19 protein-coding genes are annotated in these 16,490 nt (G+C 65.2%); 14 read left to right on the top strand and 5 right to left on the bottom strand.

Going from position 1 to position 16,490, the window contains the following annotated elements; genetic code table 11:
- Positions 1 to 69: 69 nt before the first annotated feature.
- The 3 genes from phnD to phnE (I6F33_RS29825) all read left to right on the top strand — a co-directional run bounded on the left by phnD (position 70) and on the right by phnE (I6F33_RS29825) (position 2,784).
- Positions 70 to 978 (top strand): phosphonate ABC transporter substrate-binding protein, encoded by a 909-nt coding sequence (gene phnD, locus I6F33_RS29835; protein ID WP_225144939.1) that lies wholly within the window; start codon positions 70 to 72, stop codon positions 976 to 978.
- Positions 979 to 1,045: 67 nt separating this feature from the next.
- Positions 1,046 to 1,933, top strand: coding sequence for a phosphonate ABC transporter, permease protein PhnE (phnE, locus tag I6F33_RS29830; RefSeq protein WP_225144984.1), 888 nt, complete (start codon positions 1,046 to 1,048; stop codon positions 1,931 to 1,933).
- On the top strand, positions 1,930 to 2,784 hold the full coding sequence (phnE, locus tag I6F33_RS29825) for a phosphonate ABC transporter, permease protein PhnE (protein WP_225144938.1): 855 nt from the start codon (positions 1,930 to 1,932) through the stop codon (positions 2,782 to 2,784). Before phnE (I6F33_RS29830) ends, phnE (I6F33_RS29825) begins: the two co-directional genes overlap by 4 nt.
- Positions 2,785 to 2,915: 131 nt before the next feature.
- Here phnE (I6F33_RS29825) and phnF read toward each other — a convergent pair whose 3' ends face one another.
- Positions 2,916 to 3,647, bottom strand: coding sequence for a phosphonate metabolism transcriptional regulator PhnF (gene phnF, locus I6F33_RS29820; protein ID WP_225144937.1), 732 nt, complete (start codon positions 3,645 to 3,647; stop codon positions 2,916 to 2,918).
- A 119-nt stretch (positions 3,648 to 3,766) separates the two neighbouring features.
- On the opposite strand from phnF, the gene phnG reads away from it, so the two are divergent.
- Genes phnG through I6F33_RS29775 form a run of 9 tightly spaced genes read left to right on the top strand, consistent with a single transcriptional unit; the run spans position 3,767 to position 10,750 of the window.
- A complete protein-coding gene (phnG, locus tag I6F33_RS29815) occupies positions 3,767 to 4,231 on the top strand; it encodes a phosphonate C-P lyase system protein PhnG (RefSeq protein ID WP_225144936.1) in 465 nt (154 codons plus the stop codon).
- A gap of 4 nt (positions 4,232 to 4,235) precedes the next feature.
- Positions 4,236 to 4,844, top strand: a complete 609-nt coding sequence (gene phnH / locus I6F33_RS29810) for a phosphonate C-P lyase system protein PhnH (protein WP_225144935.1) — start codon at positions 4,236 to 4,238, stop codon at positions 4,842 to 4,844.
- Between the two features lie 4 nt (positions 4,845 to 4,848).
- Positions 4,849 to 5,952: a carbon-phosphorus lyase complex subunit PhnI gene (locus I6F33_RS29805; protein ID WP_225144934.1), complete on the top strand. Its 1,104-nt coding sequence runs from the start codon at positions 4,849 to 4,851 to the stop codon at positions 5,950 to 5,952.
- A complete protein-coding gene (locus I6F33_RS29800) occupies positions 5,949 to 6,845 on the top strand; it encodes an alpha-D-ribose 1-methylphosphonate 5-phosphate C-P-lyase PhnJ (RefSeq protein WP_225144933.1) in 897 nt (298 codons plus the stop codon). The genes I6F33_RS29805 and I6F33_RS29800 overlap by 4 nt, the downstream gene beginning before the upstream one ends.
- On the top strand, positions 6,838 to 7,635 hold the full coding sequence (gene phnK, locus I6F33_RS29795) for a phosphonate C-P lyase system protein PhnK (protein WP_036014398.1): 798 nt from the start codon (positions 6,838 to 6,840) through the stop codon (positions 7,633 to 7,635). Before I6F33_RS29800 ends, phnK begins: the two co-directional genes overlap by 8 nt.
- Positions 7,636 to 7,657: 22 nt before the next feature.
- Positions 7,658 to 8,356, top strand: coding sequence for a phosphonate C-P lyase system protein PhnL (phnL, locus tag I6F33_RS29790; RefSeq protein ID WP_225144932.1), 699 nt, complete (start codon positions 7,658 to 7,660; stop codon positions 8,354 to 8,356).
- Between the two features lie 12 nt (positions 8,357 to 8,368).
- Positions 8,369 to 9,517 carry an alpha-D-ribose 1-methylphosphonate 5-triphosphate diphosphatase gene (locus tag I6F33_RS29785; RefSeq protein ID WP_128264913.1) on the top strand — a complete coding sequence of 383 codons (1,149 nt, stop codon included), beginning with the start codon at positions 8,369 to 8,371 and terminating at the stop codon, positions 9,515 to 9,517.
- Positions 9,514 to 10,110 (top strand): phosphonate metabolism protein/1,5-bisphosphokinase (PRPP-forming) PhnN, encoded by a 597-nt coding sequence (gene phnN / locus I6F33_RS29780; protein ID WP_036026943.1) that lies wholly within the window; start codon positions 9,514 to 9,516, stop codon positions 10,108 to 10,110. Before I6F33_RS29785 ends, phnN begins: the two co-directional genes overlap by 4 nt.
- A 28-nt stretch (positions 10,111 to 10,138) precedes the next feature.
- Positions 10,139 to 10,750 carry a pyridoxamine 5'-phosphate oxidase family protein gene (locus I6F33_RS29775; RefSeq protein ID WP_036026947.1) on the top strand — a complete coding sequence of 204 codons (612 nt, stop codon included), beginning with the start codon at positions 10,139 to 10,141 and terminating at the stop codon, positions 10,748 to 10,750.
- A 194-nt stretch (positions 10,751 to 10,944) separates the two neighbouring features.
- Here the strand turns inward: I6F33_RS29775 and I6F33_RS29770 are convergent, their stop codons facing one another.
- The 4 genes from I6F33_RS29770 to I6F33_RS29755 form a co-directional block, all read right to left on the bottom strand.
- Positions 10,945 to 11,448, bottom strand: coding sequence for a DUF6496 domain-containing protein (locus I6F33_RS29770; protein ID WP_036026948.1), 504 nt, complete (start codon positions 11,446 to 11,448; stop codon positions 10,945 to 10,947).
- A gap of 127 nt (positions 11,449 to 11,575) precedes the next feature.
- Complete coding sequence (locus I6F33_RS29765; protein WP_225144931.1) at positions 11,576 to 12,358, bottom strand: alpha/beta fold hydrolase; 783 nt, start codon at positions 12,356 to 12,358, stop codon at positions 11,576 to 11,578.
- A 4-nt stretch (positions 12,359 to 12,362) separates the two neighbouring features.
- Complete coding sequence (locus tag I6F33_RS29760; protein ID WP_128264909.1) at positions 12,363 to 13,658, bottom strand: O-acetylhomoserine aminocarboxypropyltransferase; 1,296 nt, start codon at positions 13,656 to 13,658, stop codon at positions 12,363 to 12,365.
- Positions 13,659 to 13,935: 277 nt separating this feature from the next.
- Entirely contained in the window at positions 13,936 to 14,736 is an 801-nt protein-coding gene (locus tag I6F33_RS29755; RefSeq protein WP_225144930.1) for an IclR family transcriptional regulator, read from the bottom strand.
- Between the two features lie 129 nt (positions 14,737 to 14,865).
- Between I6F33_RS29755 and I6F33_RS29750 the strand changes: the two genes are divergently transcribed.
- The gene (locus I6F33_RS29750; protein ID WP_057027821.1) at positions 14,866 to 15,831 is read left to right on the top strand and encodes a tripartite tricarboxylate transporter substrate binding protein; all 966 of its coding nucleotides are present in this window, start codon (positions 14,866 to 14,868) and stop codon (positions 15,829 to 15,831) included.
- Between the two features lie 3 nt (positions 15,832 to 15,834).
- Complete coding sequence (locus I6F33_RS29745) at positions 15,835 to 16,452, top strand: flavin reductase family protein (protein ID WP_225144929.1); 618 nt, start codon at positions 15,835 to 15,837, stop codon at positions 16,450 to 16,452.
- The last annotated feature ends 38 nt before the right edge of the window (positions 16,453 to 16,490 follow it).

The raw sequence follows: 16,490 nt of genomic DNA, 5'->3' as shown, positions 1-16,490 counted from the left end.
GCTTCTTTAAATCGAGCCTAGCGCAGAGCCGGAACTCGACAGTTTCATAACCTTGAAATGGGGGACGTCATGATAGACCGTCGTACGATCGTTGCCGCTGCGGCGGCCCTGGCATTTTCAGTTTCAGCCGCTGCGGCGCAGGACTGGAAGGCGAGATATCCTGAGTTGATCTTCGCAAAAGTCCCCGACGAGAATGCCTCCGGCACCACCAACCGCTGGACGCCTTTGACGGAGTACCTGTCCCGCGAGCTTGGAACGAAGGTCACGCTGCGCATCGCCAATGACTACGCCGCGGTGATCGAAGGTCAGCGTGCAGGAAACATTCACATCGCGATGTACGGCCCGGCGTCCTACGCGCGTGCCTACATCATTGGCGCGAAGGTCGAACCGTTCGCGATCGAGGTGAACGGCGACGGCACCAAAGGCTATTACTCGGTTCTCTATGTCAAAAGCGATTCGAGCTACAAGGACGTCAAGGACCTGCAAGGCAAGAACCTCTGCCTCGTCGATCCCAATTCGACTTCCGGCAACAACGTGCCGCGTTTCGCGATGAACAAGATGGGCATCGACCCGGAAAAGTTCTTCGCCAAGGTGGTCTATTCGGGGAGCCATGAAAACGCGGTGATCGGGCTTTCCCAGGGCACCTGCGACGCGGCGTTCAACTGGTGGAACGACGAGAAGGAATCGAACCTGCTCCGGATGGAACGGAAGGGCATGGCGAAGGCCGCTGATTTCAAGATCATCATGAAGTCCGAGCAGATCGTGAACTCGCCGATGGCCTATCTCAGCAGCCTGCCTGACGACCTCAAGGCGGCGATCAAGAAAGCCGTGCTGGAAATTGCGGTGAAGGACAAGGCGGCTTTCGACAAGATCTATGAGGGGAAGCAATTGCCCTACGTCGAGGTCGACCACAAGGCGTATGAGGCCGTGATCGAACTGACCAAGTTTGTCGACAGCATTCGTAAGCAGAAATCCTGAGGGAAACGAAGGGTTGGACAAGGCGGGCAGATTGCAAGATCTGCCCGTCGGCTCTTCCGAACATCCCATGCGAACAGCAGTTCCCGAATTTCCGGAAGCCAGGCTGCGTGAGCTTGCCGATCGCTATGCGGCTGCAATTGCCGCCAAGCGCCGCCGCGTATGGCTCGGTGCCGCCGTCCTGATCGCCGTTGCCATTGCCGCGGGCTGGATGGGCGAGGTCAGTCTCGGAAATTTTGTCGAGAACTTCTGGCGCTTCCCGGCCTATTTCCTCAGCATCGCACCCAAATTTTCGTTCGCGACCGCATGGAGCGATTTGGCGGACTGGCTGTGGGGATTGCCGCGCTGGGCACGGCTTCTCGGGGATACGTTGCTGATAGCCTATATGGGCACCCTCTCGGGTGCGCTGTGCGGTTTCGCGCTTTGCTTCCTCGCCTCGGCCAATCTCGTGAAATCAGGAACGACTGTTTTCGTCACCCGGCGCGTTCTGGAGTTTTTCAGGACCGTGCCGGAGATCGTGTTTGCCCTGATCTTCGTGCTGGCCTTTGGTCTCGGGCCGCTGCCGGGCGTTCTGGCGATTGCAATCCATACCGCCGGAGCGTTGGGCAAGCAATTCGCCGAGGTTGTCGAGAACATCGACAGCAAGCCGGTCGAAGGGGTGGCGGCAAGCGGGGGCAGCTGGGTTCAGGTTGTTCGGTTCGGCGCGTTGCCTCAGGTCCTCTCGAACTTCGTGAGCTATGCCTTGCTCAGGTTCGAGATCAACGTGCGTGGCGCGGCCGTGATGGGCTTCGTCGGCGCCGGCGGGATCGGCCAGGATCTGATCGAGGCGGTTCGCAAGTTCTACTTCACCGACGTCAGCGCCATCCTGCTGCTCATCGTCCTTACCGTCATGTTGATCGACTTCCTGACGGAACGGTTGCGACACCGCCTGCTCGGGCTGGAGGGAAGCACCCGATGAGCTCCTTCAGTTTTGAAAACCGGGCCGGCATTGCCGAACGGTATCCCGACGTCTTCCGGACCGATTGGTGGCAGCGGGGAAGGATCGCAATACTCGTCGGCGGGACGGTCGGGCTGTTCCTGTTCGGGATCGTCCAGCTCGATATTCCCTTTAATCGGCTCTCCCAGGGCATGGTCAGGCTGGGCGAATTCGTCCAGCTCATGTTGCCGCCCAGCCCGGGTTCTTGGGCGGAGGTTCTGAAATATCTGCATGCGCTCGGAGAGACGGTGTCGATCGCGTTTCTCGGCACCCTTGGCGGCGCGCTGCTCGCGCTGCCGGTATCCCTGCTCGCGGCGCGCAACGTGGTTGCAAACCGGATCATCCGCCTATTGACCCGTCGTGGCCTCGATACTATCCGTGGAGTCGATACCTTGATCTGGGCACTGATCTGGGTCGGCGTCGTGGGGCTGGGGCCGTTTGCCGGCATCCTGGCCGTGATCTGCAGCGATTTCGGAACGTTCGGCAAGCTGTTCTCGGAAGCGATCGAGGTCGCCGACAAGAACCCCGCGGAAGGCGTTCGGTCATCGGGCGGCAGCCATCTCCACAGCGTCCGCTTCGGATTGCTGCCGCAGGTGTTCCCGGTCTTGCTGAGCCAGGTGCTCTACTATTTCGAGTCGAATACGCGATCGGCGACGATCATCGGAATCGTTGGCGCTGGCGGCATTGGCCTTCAGCTTGCCGAACAGATCCGGGTGCTGGAATGGCAGAAGGTATCGTTTCTGATCCTGCTGATCCTGGTAACTGTATCGTCGATCGACTGGATTTCCGGCAAGCTGCGCTTCGCGATCATCGGCAAGCGGACGGTCGCCTAACGTCGTGCTGCAGTCTTATCCGATTGGATCGGAACGGAGCTCTGATTTTTGTTTTGACGCGTTTTCTCGACGCAAATCGTTTCCACCCCGGATCAAGTCCGAGGGCAGGCTTCGCTGGAAAACGCTCTGATCTAAGCGTTCTCCACCAGAAACTCCACCCGCTCTGCCGCAAAGCGCGAGTGCTTCGTCACCAGCGGCTTGCCCGTGAGATCGTGGTCGGTGGCGTCCACCACCAGGATCGGCCGCCCCAGCGCCAGGTCGAGCCGTGCGGCGTCGCTCGCGTCGACGATCCCCGCGGTGATTCGCGTCGCACCGCGGCGATAGTCGCGCACGCCAAAATGCTCCAGCAGCTTCGTCATCGAGCGCGTTGCCGCGAACACGGCGCCCGCCTCCGGAAACCGCTCCGCCGATAGCCAGGTGGTGGAAACACAGATCGGCGTGCGGTCGGCGAGGCGAATCGCCTCGATCCGCACCAGCAGCGCGCCGGTCTTCAATCCCAGCTCTCGTGCGAGCTCGCGCGTCGCAACGTCATCGGTCGCCTCGATCAGCCGGCCATGCGGTTCGCGGCCATCGGCGCCGACGATCTCGGAGAAGCGCGTGCGCGAGCGCAGGGGATAAGCGAGCTTCTGCGCCTCGACATAGGTTCCGCTGCCGCGCTCGGCGCGCACCAGGCCGCGCTCGGCAAGCGCTGCCAGCGCGCGCCGCACGGTGTGGCGGTTGACGCGATAGGTTTCGGCGATCTCCATCTCGCCCGGCAATTTGTCGCCGGCCGCAAAGCGGCCGTCGGCGATGCCGCGCTCGATGCCATCGGCCACGAGGCGCCATAGCGCGACGCCCGAGGAGGCTGTGTCCTGCATGCTCATGTCGCGGGAAACCTACTCCAGAAATCACGGCATTGTCACGAAACAGTCATGGCGCGTCCGTATGAAGTTGTCTATTATCATAGACAACTTCGACGCGGCAAGTTCTGTCAAAAAGCTCGGTGGACCAGGTGACCCAGCACAACGACCAGCAAGCCCAGCGCAAGGCCGCAATGGCGGTGCTGGCGCACGCGGAGGCGGGCGAGATCGCCGCTCGCCTCCGCAACTTGTCTCTCCCGGATCACCACGATCTGCGCACGCCGGAGAACGGCCTCGTCATGCTGCGCGGCCGGGTCGGCGGCGACGGCGCGCCGTTCAATCTCGGCGAAGCCACGGTGTCGCGCGCCGCGGTGCGGCTTGCGAGCGGCGAGGTCGGGTTCGGCTACACGCTCGGCCGCGACCGTGAGAAGGCGCGGCTGATCGCGCTGTGCGATGCGCTGGTGCAGTCCCGCGATTTCGGCGGCGCGGTGGAGCGCGACGTTATCGCGCCGTTGCGCGAGCAGCTTATGGTCAGGCGCAAGCAGGCGGCGGCAGCGGCCGCCGCAACGAAGGTTGATTTCTACACCATGGTGCGCGGTGAGGGGTGAGATCATGACCACGATTGCGGAACTGCCGCCGGGTTTCGCCGACAAGGTGCTGTCGGCGCAATCGACCTTTCGCTCGGTCATGGACGCCATGGCGCGGCCGGGCTCGGTCCAGCGCATCGTGCCGATGGCGGGCGCGCCAGGGCCGATGATGCGCGGCACCGCAGCGATCGCGCTGACGCTGTTCGATCACGACACGCCGCTCTGGCTCGATGCGCGGATGGCGGAAAGCTCGGACGTGACGAAGTGGCTGAAGTTCCACACCGGCGCGCCGGTCGTGCAGGATTCGTCGATCGCTTCCTTCGCGCTCATCAGTGACGGCGGCGCCTTGCCTGCGCTCGAGCGCTTCGCGTTCGGCACCAGCGAGTATCCGGACCGTTCGACCACGGTGGTCATCCAGGTCGACAGCCTCGCCGCCGGGCGCAGCTTCGAACTGCGCGGCCCCGGCATTGACGGTGTCGCCACGCTGCAGGCGTCGATCAAGCCTTTCGACCTGTTCGAGCGCCTGCAGATGAACGAAGCGCTGTTTCCGCGCGGCATCGATGTGGTGCTGGTCGCCGATGACGCCGTGGTCGCGATCCCCCGCACCACGCGCGTCGTGAGCAAGGGAAGCTAGAAGCATGTATGTCGCAGTCAAAGGCGGCGAACGCGCCATCGAGAACGCCCATCGCCTGCTCGCGCATAAGCGGCGCGGCGACCAGAGCGTTGCGGAAATCACGCTCGACCAGATCTCGGAGCAGCTCGGCCTGGCCGTCGATCGCGTCATGAGCGAAGGCTCGCTCTATGACCGCGAGCTCGCGTCGCTTGCGATCAAGCAGGCGCGCGGCGATTTGATCGAGGCGATCTTCCTGGTTCGCGCCTTCCGCGCCACGCTGCCGCGCTTCGGTGCCAGCGAGCCCGTCGACACCGGCACCATGCGGGTGCAGCGGCGGGTGTCGGCGACCTTCAAGGACATTCCCGGCGGCCAGATCCTGGGGCCGACCTTCGACTACACGCACCGCCTGCTCGATCCATCGCTCGCCCAAGGTTTTGTGCCGGAGAGCCCGGCTGCGGCCGAAGCCTCCACCGCGCCGACGCCGCGCGTGACAGACATTCTCGGGCGCGACGGGCTGATCGAAGCATCGCCGGAAGCCGAGGATGGCGCAAGCGTCGGCGATCTCACCCGCGAGCCGCTGAATTTCCCCGCGGACCGTGATTTGCGCCTGCAAAACCTCGCGCGTGGTGACGAAGGCTTTCTGCTCGCGATGGGCTATTCCACCCAGCGCGGCTACGGCCGCAACCATCCCTTCGTCGGCGAGATCCGTTTCGGCGAGGTCGAGGTCGAATTTGTCGCGGAAGATGTCGGCTTTGCCGTGCCGCTCGGGGCGATCGAGCTCACCGAGTGCCAGATGGTCAACCAGTTCAAGGGCTCCGCGACCGAGGCGCCGTGCTTCACCCGCGGCTATGGCCTCGCCTTCGGCCAGAGCGAGCGCAAAACCATGTCGATGGCGCTGGTCGATCGCGCGCTGCGCGCCCGTGAGCTCGGCGAGGAGGCGCTGGCCCCGGCGCAGGACGAGGAGTTCGTGATGTCGCATTCGGACAACGTCCAGGCGACCGGCTTCGTCGAGCACCTGAAGCTGCCGCACTATGTCGACTTCCAGTCCGAGCTCGGCCTGCTCCGAAAGCTGCGTCAGGAGTTCGCCGATGCCAATACGCCCGATTCCATGAAGGAGGCCGCGGAATGAACGCGCCCGCCTACAATTTCGCCTATCTCGACGAGCAGACCAAGCGCATGATCCGCCGCGCGATCCTCAAGGCGATCGCCATCCCCGGCTATCAGGTGCCGTTCGCCAGCCGCGAAATGCCGATGCCCTATGGCTGGGGCACCGGCGGCGTGCAGGTCACCGCCGCGATCCTGGGCCCGCAGGACGTGCTGAAGGTGATCGACCAGGGCTCCGACGACACCACCAACGCGATCTCGATCCGCAAATTCTTCGCCAAGACCGCGGGCGTTGCGACCACGACGGCGACGGACGAGGCAACCGTGATCCAGACCCGTCACCGCATCCCGGAGACGGCGCTGCGTGCGAACCAGGTGCTGGTCTATCAGGTACCGATCCCCGAGCCCCTGCGCTTCCTCGAGCCACGCGAGACCGAGACGCGGCGCATGCACGCGCTGGCCGAATACGGCCTGATGCATGTGAAGCTCTACGAGGACATCGCCCGCTTCGGCCACATCGCCACCGCCTATGCCTATCCCGTGAAGGTCAACGCGCGCTACGTGATGGACCCGTCGCCGACACCGAAATTCGACAATCCCAAGATGGACAATTCCCCGGCGCTGCAATTGTTCGGCGCCGGCCGCGAGAAGCGCATCTACGCCATCCCGCCCTACACCCAGGTGGTGTCGCTCGATTTCGAGGATCACCCGTTCGAGCCCTACCGCTTCAACGCGCCCTGCGCGCTCTGTGGCGCGGAGAATTCCTATCTCGACGAGATCGTGACCGACGACAAGGGCGGGCGCATGTTCGTGTGCTCGGATACCGATTATTGCGAGGGCCGCCAGGCCGCCGGCCATCACGGCAGCCTCAGTGCCGCGCCGTACAAGGATAAGGCGCAGGAGGCCGCGAATGGCTGATCAGAATCTGGTCGAGAACGACGAGCCGCTGCTGGTCGCAAAATCCCTCAGCAAGTCGTTCGGCCGCATCAATGCCTGTCGCGACGTGTCGTTCTCGCTCTATCCCGGCGAGGTGTTGGCGATCGTCGGCGAATCCGGCTCGGGCAAGTCGACGCTGCTGCAAATGCTGTCGGGCCAGCTCGCGCCGAGTGCAGGCCATGTGTCCTATCGGATGCGTGATGGCGTCACCCGCGATCTCACGACGCTCGGCGAGGCCGAGCGCCGCTTCCTGTTCCGCACCGATTGGGGCTTTGTGCATCAAGACCCCGCGCAGGGCCTGCGCATGGCGGTCTCGGCCGGCGCCAATGTCGGCGAGCGGCTGATGGCGGTGGGGTGGAATCACTACGGCCGCATCCGTGAGACCGCGTCGGATTGGCTGACGCGCGTCGAGATCGACGTCGCGCGCATCGACGATGCGCCGCGCACCTATTCCGGCGGCATGCGCCAGCGCCTCCAGATCGCCCGCAACCTCGTTACCGAGCCGCGGCTCGTGTTCATGGACGAGCCGACCGGCGGCCTTGACGTATCGGTGCAGGCGCGCCTGCTCGATCTCTTGCGCAGCCTCGTCGCCGAGCTGAACCTCGCCGTCATCATCGTCACCCACGATCTCGCGGTGGCGCGCCTCTTGTCGCACCGCGTGATGGTGATGAAAGGCGGCCGCGTCATCGAGACCGGTCTCACGGACCAGGTGCTCGACGACCCGCGCGAGCCCTATACCCAGCTCCTCGTCTCCTCGATCCTGCCGCCATGAACTTTACGATATGAGCTTTCCAATGACCGCCATGATCGACATCACTGACGCCAGCAAGACCTTTACGATGCACCTGCAGGGCGGCATCGAGCTGCCTGTCGTGCGTGGCGTGACCTTCCAGGTCAATCCAGGCGAGTGCGTCGTGCTGTCGGGGCCGTCGGGCGCCGGCAAGTCGTCCATCCTGAAGATGATCTTCGGCAATTATCGCTGCGATAGCGGCTGCATCGGCATCCGCCATCGCGGCAAAGTGGTCGATCTTGCCACCGCCGAGCCACGCCAGGTGCTCAACATCCGCCGCTCCACCATCGGCTATGTCAGCCAGTTCCTGCGCGCGGTGCCGCGCGTCGCCACCATCGACGTCGTCGCGGAGCCGCTGATCGCGAATGGCATGAGCCGGGCAGACGCACAGGCGCGCGCCGGCGAGCTGCTGCATCGTCTCAACATCCCCGAACGGCTCTGGCAGCTTCCCCCCGCGACCTTCTCCGGCGGCGAGCAGCAGCGCGTGAACATCGCCCGTGGCTTCATCTCCGACCTGCCGATCCTTCTGCTGGACGAGCCGACCGCCTCGCTCGATGCGGCCAATCGCGCCGTGGTGGTCGAGCTGGTCGCTGAAAAGAAACGTCAGGGCGTCGCCATGGTCGCCATTGTCCATGACGACGAAATCCGTCATTTGATTGCCGACCGCATCGTCGACGTCACCGGCTTTGCCGCCGCGGCCTGAAGGAATGGGGAAATGAAGAAGGAATCCGTGATCGCCAACGCCAGGATCGTGCTGGCTGACCGGGTGATCGAACAGGGCTGGCTCGCGCTTGCCGACGGCCGCATTGCGGAGATCGGCGAGGGGACTGCGCCCGCGGGTGCCGAGGATGCCGGCGGCGATCTGATCATGCCCGGCCTGATCGAACTCCACACCGACCATCTCGAGGCGCATTACGTGCCGCGGCCAAAGGTGTTCTGGAATCCTGTCGCCGCCGTCATCTCCTATGACGGCCAGCTCGCGACCTCGGGCATCACCACCGTGTTCGATTCGCTCCGGGTCTGGCGCGAGGACGGCGCCGAGGAGGTCGATGGCCGCGCCGGCGTGCTCGCCGCCGCGATCACCACCGCGCGCGAGGCCAACCTGCTGCGCGCCGATCACTTCCTGCATCTGCGCTGCGAGATCCCGATGCCGAGCGTGGTCGAGGAGGCCAAGGAGCTGATCGACCGTCCCGACGTCAAGCTGATGTCGCTGATGGACCACACGCCGGGCCAACGCCAGTTTCGCGACGAGGTCAAGCTGCGCGACTATTACCGCGGCAAGGGCGGCGGCAAGACCGATGCCGAGCTCGACGAATTATTCGCAAAGCGCTTCGAGTATCAGAGGCTCTACGCCGCGGCCAACATGCGCGAGATCGTAGCGCTGGCGCATGAGTACAACATTCCGCTGGCGAGCCACGACGACACCACCGAGGAGAACGTCGCGGACGCCGTGCGCGACCGCGTCTCCGTCGCGGAATTCCCGACCACGCTTGAGGCCGCGCGCGGCCTGCACCAGGCCGGCATCGACATCCTGATGGGCGCGCCGAACGTGGTGCGCGGCGGCTCGCACTCCGGCAACATCGCCGCGGTCGATCTCGCCCGCGAGGGCCTGCTCGACATCCTGTCGTCGGACTACATCCCGTCGAGCCTTTTGATGGCCGCGTTGCAATTGCCCGAGCATGTGCCCGCGATCAGCCTTCCGGCCGCGGTCCGCACCGTGACGAAAGCGCCCGCCGAAGCGGTCGGCCTCACCGACCGCGGCGAGGTCGCGACCGGCAAGCGCGCCGATCTGATCCGCGTCCATGTCGCAGGCCACGTTCCCGTGGTCCGCAGCGTCTGGCGCGAAGGACACCGCGTCGCATGAGCGAGATGGCGGCCACGGGCGAAGGCGAGACGGGTGCGATCGGCCCCGGCCGGCTCGTGCTCGTGGTCGGCCCCAGCGGCGCCGGCAAGGATACCTTGCTGCGGCTGGCCCAGGCGGCTTGCAGCGACGATCCCGACATCGTCTTCCCGCGCCGCATCGTGACGCGTGCGTCCTCGGCCGATGAAGACAATATCGCGGTCAGTCCCGACGAATTCCGCCGCGCGTGCGAGCACGGCGACTTTGCCGTGCACTGGGAGGCGCATGGGCATTCCTATGCACTGCCGCTCGAGATCAACGACGACGTCCGCGCGGGCCGCACCATCGTTGCCAACGTCTCACGCACCGTGATCGCTGCCTTGCGCCGCGCCTATGCCAACGTCGTGGTGGTCGCGATCACGGCGCCGCCGGACGTATTGGCGCAGCGGCTTGCCGCGCGCGCCCGGAAAAGCGATGGCAACATCGCCGAGCGGCTGTCGCGCAGCGTCGATGACGCCTCGGCACACGCCGATGTCACCATCCTCAATGCCGGCAGCGCCGACTATCACAGCCGCCAGCTCGTGCGCGTGATCAGGAATCAAGGCTGGCAAGATTAGTTGCGGGCAATAACACGGAGAGAGTGGAATGACGGTGATTGAAACGGTCGAGCAGCTGGAGGCCATCTACGGCGTCACGAACGATGCCTCGACCGTCAAAGTTGCCGACCACGTCACCCCGCTCTACCGCATCTTCATCGAGAAGGCGCCGTTCGCCGCGCTCGCCACCATCGGGCCCGAAGGCATCGACTGCTCGCCGCGCGGCGATCTGCCCGGCTTTGTCCGCATCCATGACCCCAAGACGCTGATGCTGCCCGACCGCCGCGGCAACAACCGAGTCGATTCCTTGCGCAATATCGTGCGCGACCCGCGCGTGTCGCTGATGTTCCTGATCCCCGGCTCGGGCAATGCGGTGCGGGCCAACGGCCGCGCGCATCTGTCGATCGATCCGGAGCTGCTGGCCTCGTTCAAGGTCGAGGGTAAGGCGCCGCGTAGCGTCATGGTGATGAACGTGGACGAGATCTACTTCCAGTGCGCCCGCGCCATCGTCCGCGCCGATCTCTGGAATCCCGACAAGCGCGTCGATCCGAAGACGCTGCCGACACCGGGGCAGATTCTTGCGGAGATGAGCGACAACAAAGTCGGCGGCGCGGAATACGACCGCATCTGGCCGGAGCGCGCCGCCGCGACGATGTGGTGAGTGAGCCGTCTCTTTCCACGATCGACGGAATCGTAGGGTGGGCAAAGGCGCATTTGCGCCGTGCCCACGACCTGCCCAACGCGGCGAAGAAATCGTGGGCACGCCTCGCTTTGCCCACCCCACAGACGCCCGCGATGTGGTGCCGACCACTTCTGACCGCGCCAGATGAATCCGCCTGACGCCGCCTGAGCTGATCAGCTCTGGCGGCGCGCCCTGGTGCGCGCCGCCTTCTTCGCGGCGGCGGAGCGCACCTTGGCACCCTTGGTGTGGCTTGCCTTGCGCGCGGCGGCTGAACGGGACGCTGCGGTTCGGCGGCTTGCGGCTCGCTTGGCCTGTTTCGACAGCGCACTGCGCGATGCGGTCGATCGCGGTTCCTTCTTCAGAGCGTTCGTGGCGGCGCGCGATACTTTTGGCCTCCGCTTCGGCGTGCGTTTGCCCTGGCCGACCTCGTAAGCGTACTTGGCACTACGGCGCGTCGACTTCTTAGTGCTTCCCTTGCGCGGTGGCGGCAGATCGACACCGGCGCGACGCGCTTCGGAGAGGCCGATCGCGATGGCCTGCTTGGTCGAGCGTGCGCCGTGCTTGCCTTTCCGGATCCTGTCGATCTCGTCCTTGACGAATTCGCCGGCCTGCGTGCTGGCCGACTTGCCGGCGCGCTTGTCTTGCCTGGCTTTGCGAATGACTTCCTGTCTCGGCATGGTCCAGTTCCCTTCTTGAGTGAGAGGGATGTCTGACCGCAACGCGCAAGACGGAAGATTGATCCGCCTAAAGCATGATCCGGAAAAGTGCGAAGCGGCTTTCCGGAAAGATCATGCGTAGACAACTTTAGTTCCTCAGCGCCGCCAGCAGCTCGTCCGGCCGCTCGGCCATGATCATGTGGCCGGCGCCGGGCACCACGACGGTCTTTGCATGCGGGATCGCCGCGGCGAGCGCCTTGCCGGCCTTCGCCGGCGTCATCATGTCCCGCTCGCCGAGGATGAGCGTCGTCGGCACCTTCACGGTCGCCGCAGCGGCAAGCGCATTCGTATAGGAGTTGCAGGCCGACAGATCCCTGAACAGCACGCCCGGCTCGCATGCCCTGAGCACCGCCTGCGCGCCGCCATGCATCCACAGGCCCGGCGCCAGGCTGCCGCCGAGCTCCGCGTTGAAGCCGAGGCCCCAGATCGAGACCATGTCGTTGGCATCCTGCGAGTTGGCTTCGGCGGCTTTCAACAGATCCGGACCCACCGTCATGGTCGCGGCGGTGCCGATCAGGCTCAGCGCTGACACCTTGTTGGGATGTCGCGCGGCGGTCTCCAGCGAGATCAGCGAGCCCATGGAGTGACCGATCAGATGCGCCTTTGCGGCGCCCGCCGCATCGAGCAGCGCCGCCGTCCAGTCGGCCATCTCGGCGATGCTGCCGAGCGAAGGCCCAGTAGAGCGGCCGTGGCCGGGCAGGTCGGGCGCCAGCACGGCAAAGCCGTGATGGGCGAACCAGCGCGTATGCAACGCCCAGGTCGAATGGTCGAAGCCGGCGCCGTGGATGAAGACGACCGCGGGCAGGGACTTGTCGAAGTCGCGGCCACCGGTTGCGACAAACACATCGGTGCCGTTGACGGAGAGCTTCATGGTGTCAGGCCTTTTGCGAGATGCGCAGCGCTTGGTTGAGGTCGTCGATGATGTCGCTTGCGGTCTCGATGCCGACCGAGAGCCGCACCAGCTCTTCGCCGATGCCGGCCGCCTTGAGCTGCTCGGCATCCATCTGCTGATGCGTGGTCGAGGCCGGATGGATCACCAGCGTCTTGGCGTCGCCGACATTGGCGAGATGGCTGATCATGCGTAAGCTCTCGATGAACTTGCGTCCGGCAGGCCGGCCGCCCTTGATGCCGAAGGAGACGATCGAGCCGGCACCGCGCGGCAGCAGCGTCTTGGCAAGCTGGTAGTCCGTATGGTCCTCGAGCGACGGGTGCAGCACCCAGTCCACGGCCTTGTTGGACTTCAGCGCCTCCAGCACCAGATGCGTGTTCTGCATATGCCGGTCCATGCGCACGCCGAGCGTCTCGACGCCCTGGAGCAGCTGGAACGCGTTGGTCGGCGAGAGGCAGGCGCCGAAATCGCGCAGGCCTTCTGTGCGGGCGCGCATGATGAAAGCGGCGGTGCCGAACTGCTCGTCGAAGACGATGCCGTGATAGCCGCCATAGGGCTCGGTCAGCACGCCGAACTTGCCGGAGGAGCGCCAGTCGAAGCGGCCGCCGTCCACGATAGCGCCGCCGATCGCAATGCCGTGGCCGCCGATCCATTTGGTTGCCGAATGCATCACGATGTCGGCACCGAGCTCGATCGGGCGGCTGAGATAGGGCGTGGCGAAGGTGTTGTCGATCAGAAGTGGAATCTTGGCCTCATGCGCGATCGCCGCAACCTTCGGGATGTCGAGCACCTCGAGGCCAGGGTTGCCGATGGTCTCGCCGATCACGAGCTTCGTGTTCGGCTTGATCGCTGTGCGGAACGCGTCGAGATCGCGCGGCTTGACGAAGGTGGTGGTGATGCCGAAGCGGGGCAGCGTGTGCGCCAAGAGGTTGATGGTGCCGCCGTAGAGCGAGCTCGACGCCACGATGTGGTCGCCGGCATTGAGCAGCGTGGCGATGGCGAGGTGCAGCGCCGCCTGGCCGCTCGCCGTGCAGATCGCGCCGACGCCGCCTTCCAGCGCCGCAAGCCGCTCCTCCAGCACGCCGGTGGTCGGATTGGAGATGCGCGTATAGATGTGGCCGGCGCGCTCCAGATTGAACAGCGCGGCGGCGTGATCGGAATCCTGGAACACGTAGGACGTGGTCTGGTAGATCGGCACCGCCCGGGCGCCGGTCGTGGGATCCGGATGCTGGCCCGCATGCAGGCTCAGGGTCTCGAAGGCAGGCGGTTTCGGCGCGGGCATGCGTGGCCTCGTTGATCGGTCGGCGATGGCGGCCGTTGTGCCACAAAACGGAGCGGTACGTCAGCCCATTGACAGCGCTGGGTTTGAAGCGAGCTCCAGCCGCGCCGGCGGTGCGCTCCCTCGCCCCGTTCTTACGGGGGAGGGTTGGGGTGAGGGGCTCTCTCCACGAAGATGATGGCAGCTGGACTCGCGGAGGCTCCCCCTCACCCGGAATTTGCTGCGCAAATTTCCGGCCTCTCCCCGCAAGCGGGAGAGGCGAAGAGGCGCCGTCCGCGCTTCACCCCCCGATCGCCTGCTCGATGGTCCGCGCCTCCCGCAGCAGGATCTCCGCGACCTCCTGCTCGCGCCTTGGCCCGAGCCTCGTGCGAACGGCGGAGACCGTCATCGCTGCAGCCGGTTGCCCGTCCGGCGTCTTGATCCAGGTCGAGATCGATTTCGTCCCCTGCACCAGTCCGATCTCTCTCATGCCATATCCCAGCCGCCTGGCGGCGGTGACCTCGCCGAGCACGGTCGCGACGTCGGTCCGGTAGGCCTCGAACCGCTTCTCGTTCGCCGCGACGATCTTGCGCGCCTCCTGCGCCGGCATCGCGGCGAGGATGGCAACGCCGGCGCTGGAGACGCCGAGCGGCCGGCGCGCGCCGACCTCGATCGACAGCACCTGGATCGGATAGACGCCGATCCGGCGATCGACGCAGAGCGTGTCGTTGCCGGTGCGCACCGTCAGGAACAGCGTGTCGCCGATCGCGGCGGACGCGCGCTGCAGCGACGGATTTGCGGCGACCAGCAGCCGCGAGGGCCGGGGACGCGCCAGCGCCAGTTCCGGTACCTGGTTGCCGATCGCGTAGCGGCCACTCCTGCCGTGCCGCTCGACGATGCCTTCCTCGATCAGCACGTGGACGATGCGATGCACGGTCGGGCGGGTGAGGCCGGTGGTGCGGACCACCTCTGCCAATGGCACACCGTCCTCGCGCCCTGCGGCCAGGATGCGCAGCACCGCGAGCGCGCGCCGGATCGCCTGCGCGCCATGTCGCGGCTCCACGGCGCTGCGGGTGGATTTCGTTGCGCGTCGTTTGTCCATAATATGGACAAGAACGCCACAATTCGCTCGACAGGGCAAGCGCGCATCTGGAGATTGCGCTTCGATCGGGATGCCATGCACGAAAGTCTGCGCCCGATATGGAATTGGAAGCGCCGCCGGGAGGTTAACATGAGATTAATCTGGATTGCCATCGCTGCAGCAGCCGCAATGTTGGCGGGACCCGCCTCCGGCCAGCAATGGCCGGCGCGCAACGTCAAGCTGATCGTGCCCTATCCCGCCGGCGGCAATGTCGACAGCGCCGCGCGCATCGTCGCCGACAAGCTCCAGGAAAAGCTCGGCCAACCCTTCGTCATCGAGAACAAGGCCGGCGCCGGCGGCATGATCGCGGGCGAAGCCTTCGCGAAATCGGCGCCCGACGGCTACACGCTGTTCGTCGGCGCCAACGGCCCGGTGCTGTTCGCGACCGAGATCAACAAGCGCGACGCCTATAATTGGAAGAAGGACTTTCTTCCGATCTCGACGATCTCGATGACGCCGCTGGTGCTCGAGGTTCATCCCTCGGTGCAGGCGACCACGCTCAAGGAGTTTCTCGACCTCGCCAAGCGCGAGCCCGGCAAGCTGACCATGGCCTCGCCCGGTCCCGGCACCACCAACCATCTGCTCAGCGAGCTGATGCAGTCGAATCTCGGCCTGCAATGGGTCACGGCGCATTATCGCGGCAATGCGCCGGCCATCAACGATCTCCTGGGCGGTCAGGTGCAGTTCGCCTTCGACCAGCTCACGGTCAGCCTCCAGCACATCAAGGCCGGCCTGTTCCGCGCGCTCGCCGTCACCTCACCGCATCGATTGAAATCGCTGCCCGACGTGCCGACCTTCGCCGAGCTCGGCTACAAGGACTTCGACGGCCAGACCTTCACCGGCCTGTTCGCGCCCGCTGGCACGCCTGCGCCCATCGTCGAGAAGCTGCACGAGACGCTGGTCGCGATCCTCAAGGACCCTGCCATTGCGGACAAGTTCGAGAAGCTCGGCGGCGAAGCCACGCCGATGACGCCGGCCGAGTTCAAGGCTTATCTCGAGCGCGAGGACGCCAAGTGGATTCCGGTGGTGCGCAAGGCCAATATCAGGGCGGATTGATCGATGCGGATCGATCCGACCGAGCTCGGCGCCGAGCGCATCTACCGCCTGATGACCGGCATCGTGGTGCCGCGCCCGATCGCCTGGGTGACGAGCCTGTCAGCTACGGGCGTGCTCAATCTCGCTCCGTTCAGCGCCTTCACCTTCGTCTCGCAGAAGCCGCCGATGCTCGCCATCAGCGTCGGCCGCAAGGGCGCCGACTACAAGGACACCGCGCACAACATCCTCGATACCGAGGAATATGTGATCCACATCGCGGATACGCCGCTGATGAATGCCGTGCACGACTCATCGGTCGAGCATCCGCCTGAAATCAGCGAAGTGGAGCATCTCGGCCTGGAGACGCTCGCGAGCGAGCGCATCAAGGTGCCGCGGCTTGCCGCCGCGCCGGTCGCGATGGAGTGCCGTTTCCGGCAGTGCCTCGAGTTCGGTGACGCCAAGAGCCGGCTCATTGTCGGCGAGGTCGTGCTGCTCCATTTGCGCGACGGTCTCGTCAACGACGGCAAGGTCGAGACCAGGGCGCTCGACCCGATCGCGCGCATCGGCGGGCCGCGCTACGCCCGCCTCGGCGAGATCGTGACGCTGGGCAGCGTGTTCCAGACTCCCAAGTCGAAAGACTGAGCGTGCGGGCCTCATCGCCGGCCGCCGCCCCAAGATCA

Origin of the sequence: Bradyrhizobium sp. BRP20, assembly GCF_020194215.1 — a bacterium.
Classification (GTDB): domain Bacteria; phylum Pseudomonadota; class Alphaproteobacteria; order Rhizobiales; family Xanthobacteraceae; genus Bradyrhizobium; species Bradyrhizobium yuanmingense.
Note: the sequence above shows the minus strand (reverse complement) of the source record. Positions and strands in the feature narration are given on the sequence as shown.

What these genes read in the sequence shown, in the direction of transcription:
- phnD (WP_225144939.1), top strand. Translation starts at nt 70, where the DNA reads ATGATAGACCGTCGTACGATCGTTGCCGCTGCGGCGGCCCTGGCATTT.
- phnE (WP_225144984.1), top strand. Translation starts at nt 1,046, where the DNA reads ATGCGAACAGCAGTTCCCGAATTTCCGGAAGCCAGGCTGCGTGAGCTT.
- phnE (WP_225144938.1), top strand. Translation starts at nt 1,930, where the DNA reads ATGAGCTCCTTCAGTTTTGAAAACCGGGCCGGCATTGCCGAACGGTAT.
- phnF (WP_225144937.1), bottom strand. Translation starts at nt 3,647, where the DNA reads ATGAGCATGCAGGACACAGCCTCCTCGGGCGTCGCGCTATGGCGCCTC.
- phnH (WP_225144935.1), top strand. Translation starts at nt 4,236, where the DNA reads ATGACCACGATTGCGGAACTGCCGCCGGGTTTCGCCGACAAGGTGCTG.
- I6F33_RS29805 (WP_225144934.1), top strand. Translation starts at nt 4,849, where the DNA reads ATGTATGTCGCAGTCAAAGGCGGCGAACGCGCCATCGAGAACGCCCAT.
- I6F33_RS29800 (WP_225144933.1), top strand. Translation starts at nt 5,949, where the DNA reads ATGAACGCGCCCGCCTACAATTTCGCCTATCTCGACGAGCAGACCAAG.
- phnK (WP_036014398.1), top strand. Translation starts at nt 6,838, where the DNA reads ATGGCTGATCAGAATCTGGTCGAGAACGACGAGCCGCTGCTGGTCGCA.
- phnL (WP_225144932.1), top strand. Translation starts at nt 7,658, where the DNA reads ATGACCGCCATGATCGACATCACTGACGCCAGCAAGACCTTTACGATG.
- I6F33_RS29785 (WP_128264913.1), top strand. Translation starts at nt 8,369, where the DNA reads ATGAAGAAGGAATCCGTGATCGCCAACGCCAGGATCGTGCTGGCTGAC.
- phnN (WP_036026943.1), top strand. Translation starts at nt 9,514, where the DNA reads ATGAGCGAGATGGCGGCCACGGGCGAAGGCGAGACGGGTGCGATCGGC.
- I6F33_RS29775 (WP_036026947.1), top strand. Translation starts at nt 10,139, where the DNA reads ATGACGGTGATTGAAACGGTCGAGCAGCTGGAGGCCATCTACGGCGTC.
- I6F33_RS29770 (WP_036026948.1), bottom strand. Translation starts at nt 11,448, where the DNA reads ATGCCGAGACAGGAAGTCATTCGCAAAGCCAGGCAAGACAAGCGCGCC.
- I6F33_RS29765 (WP_225144931.1), bottom strand. Translation starts at nt 12,358, where the DNA reads ATGAAGCTCTCCGTCAACGGCACCGATGTGTTTGTCGCAACCGGTGGC.
- I6F33_RS29760 (WP_128264909.1), bottom strand. Translation starts at nt 13,658, where the DNA reads ATGCCCGCGCCGAAACCGCCTGCCTTCGAGACCCTGAGCCTGCATGCG.
- I6F33_RS29755 (WP_225144930.1), bottom strand. Translation starts at nt 14,736, where the DNA reads ATGGACAAACGACGCGCAACGAAATCCACCCGCAGCGCCGTGGAGCCG.
- I6F33_RS29750 (WP_057027821.1), top strand. Translation starts at nt 14,866, where the DNA reads ATGAGATTAATCTGGATTGCCATCGCTGCAGCAGCCGCAATGTTGGCG.
- I6F33_RS29745 (WP_225144929.1), top strand. Translation starts at nt 15,835, where the DNA reads ATGCGGATCGATCCGACCGAGCTCGGCGCCGAGCGCATCTACCGCCTG.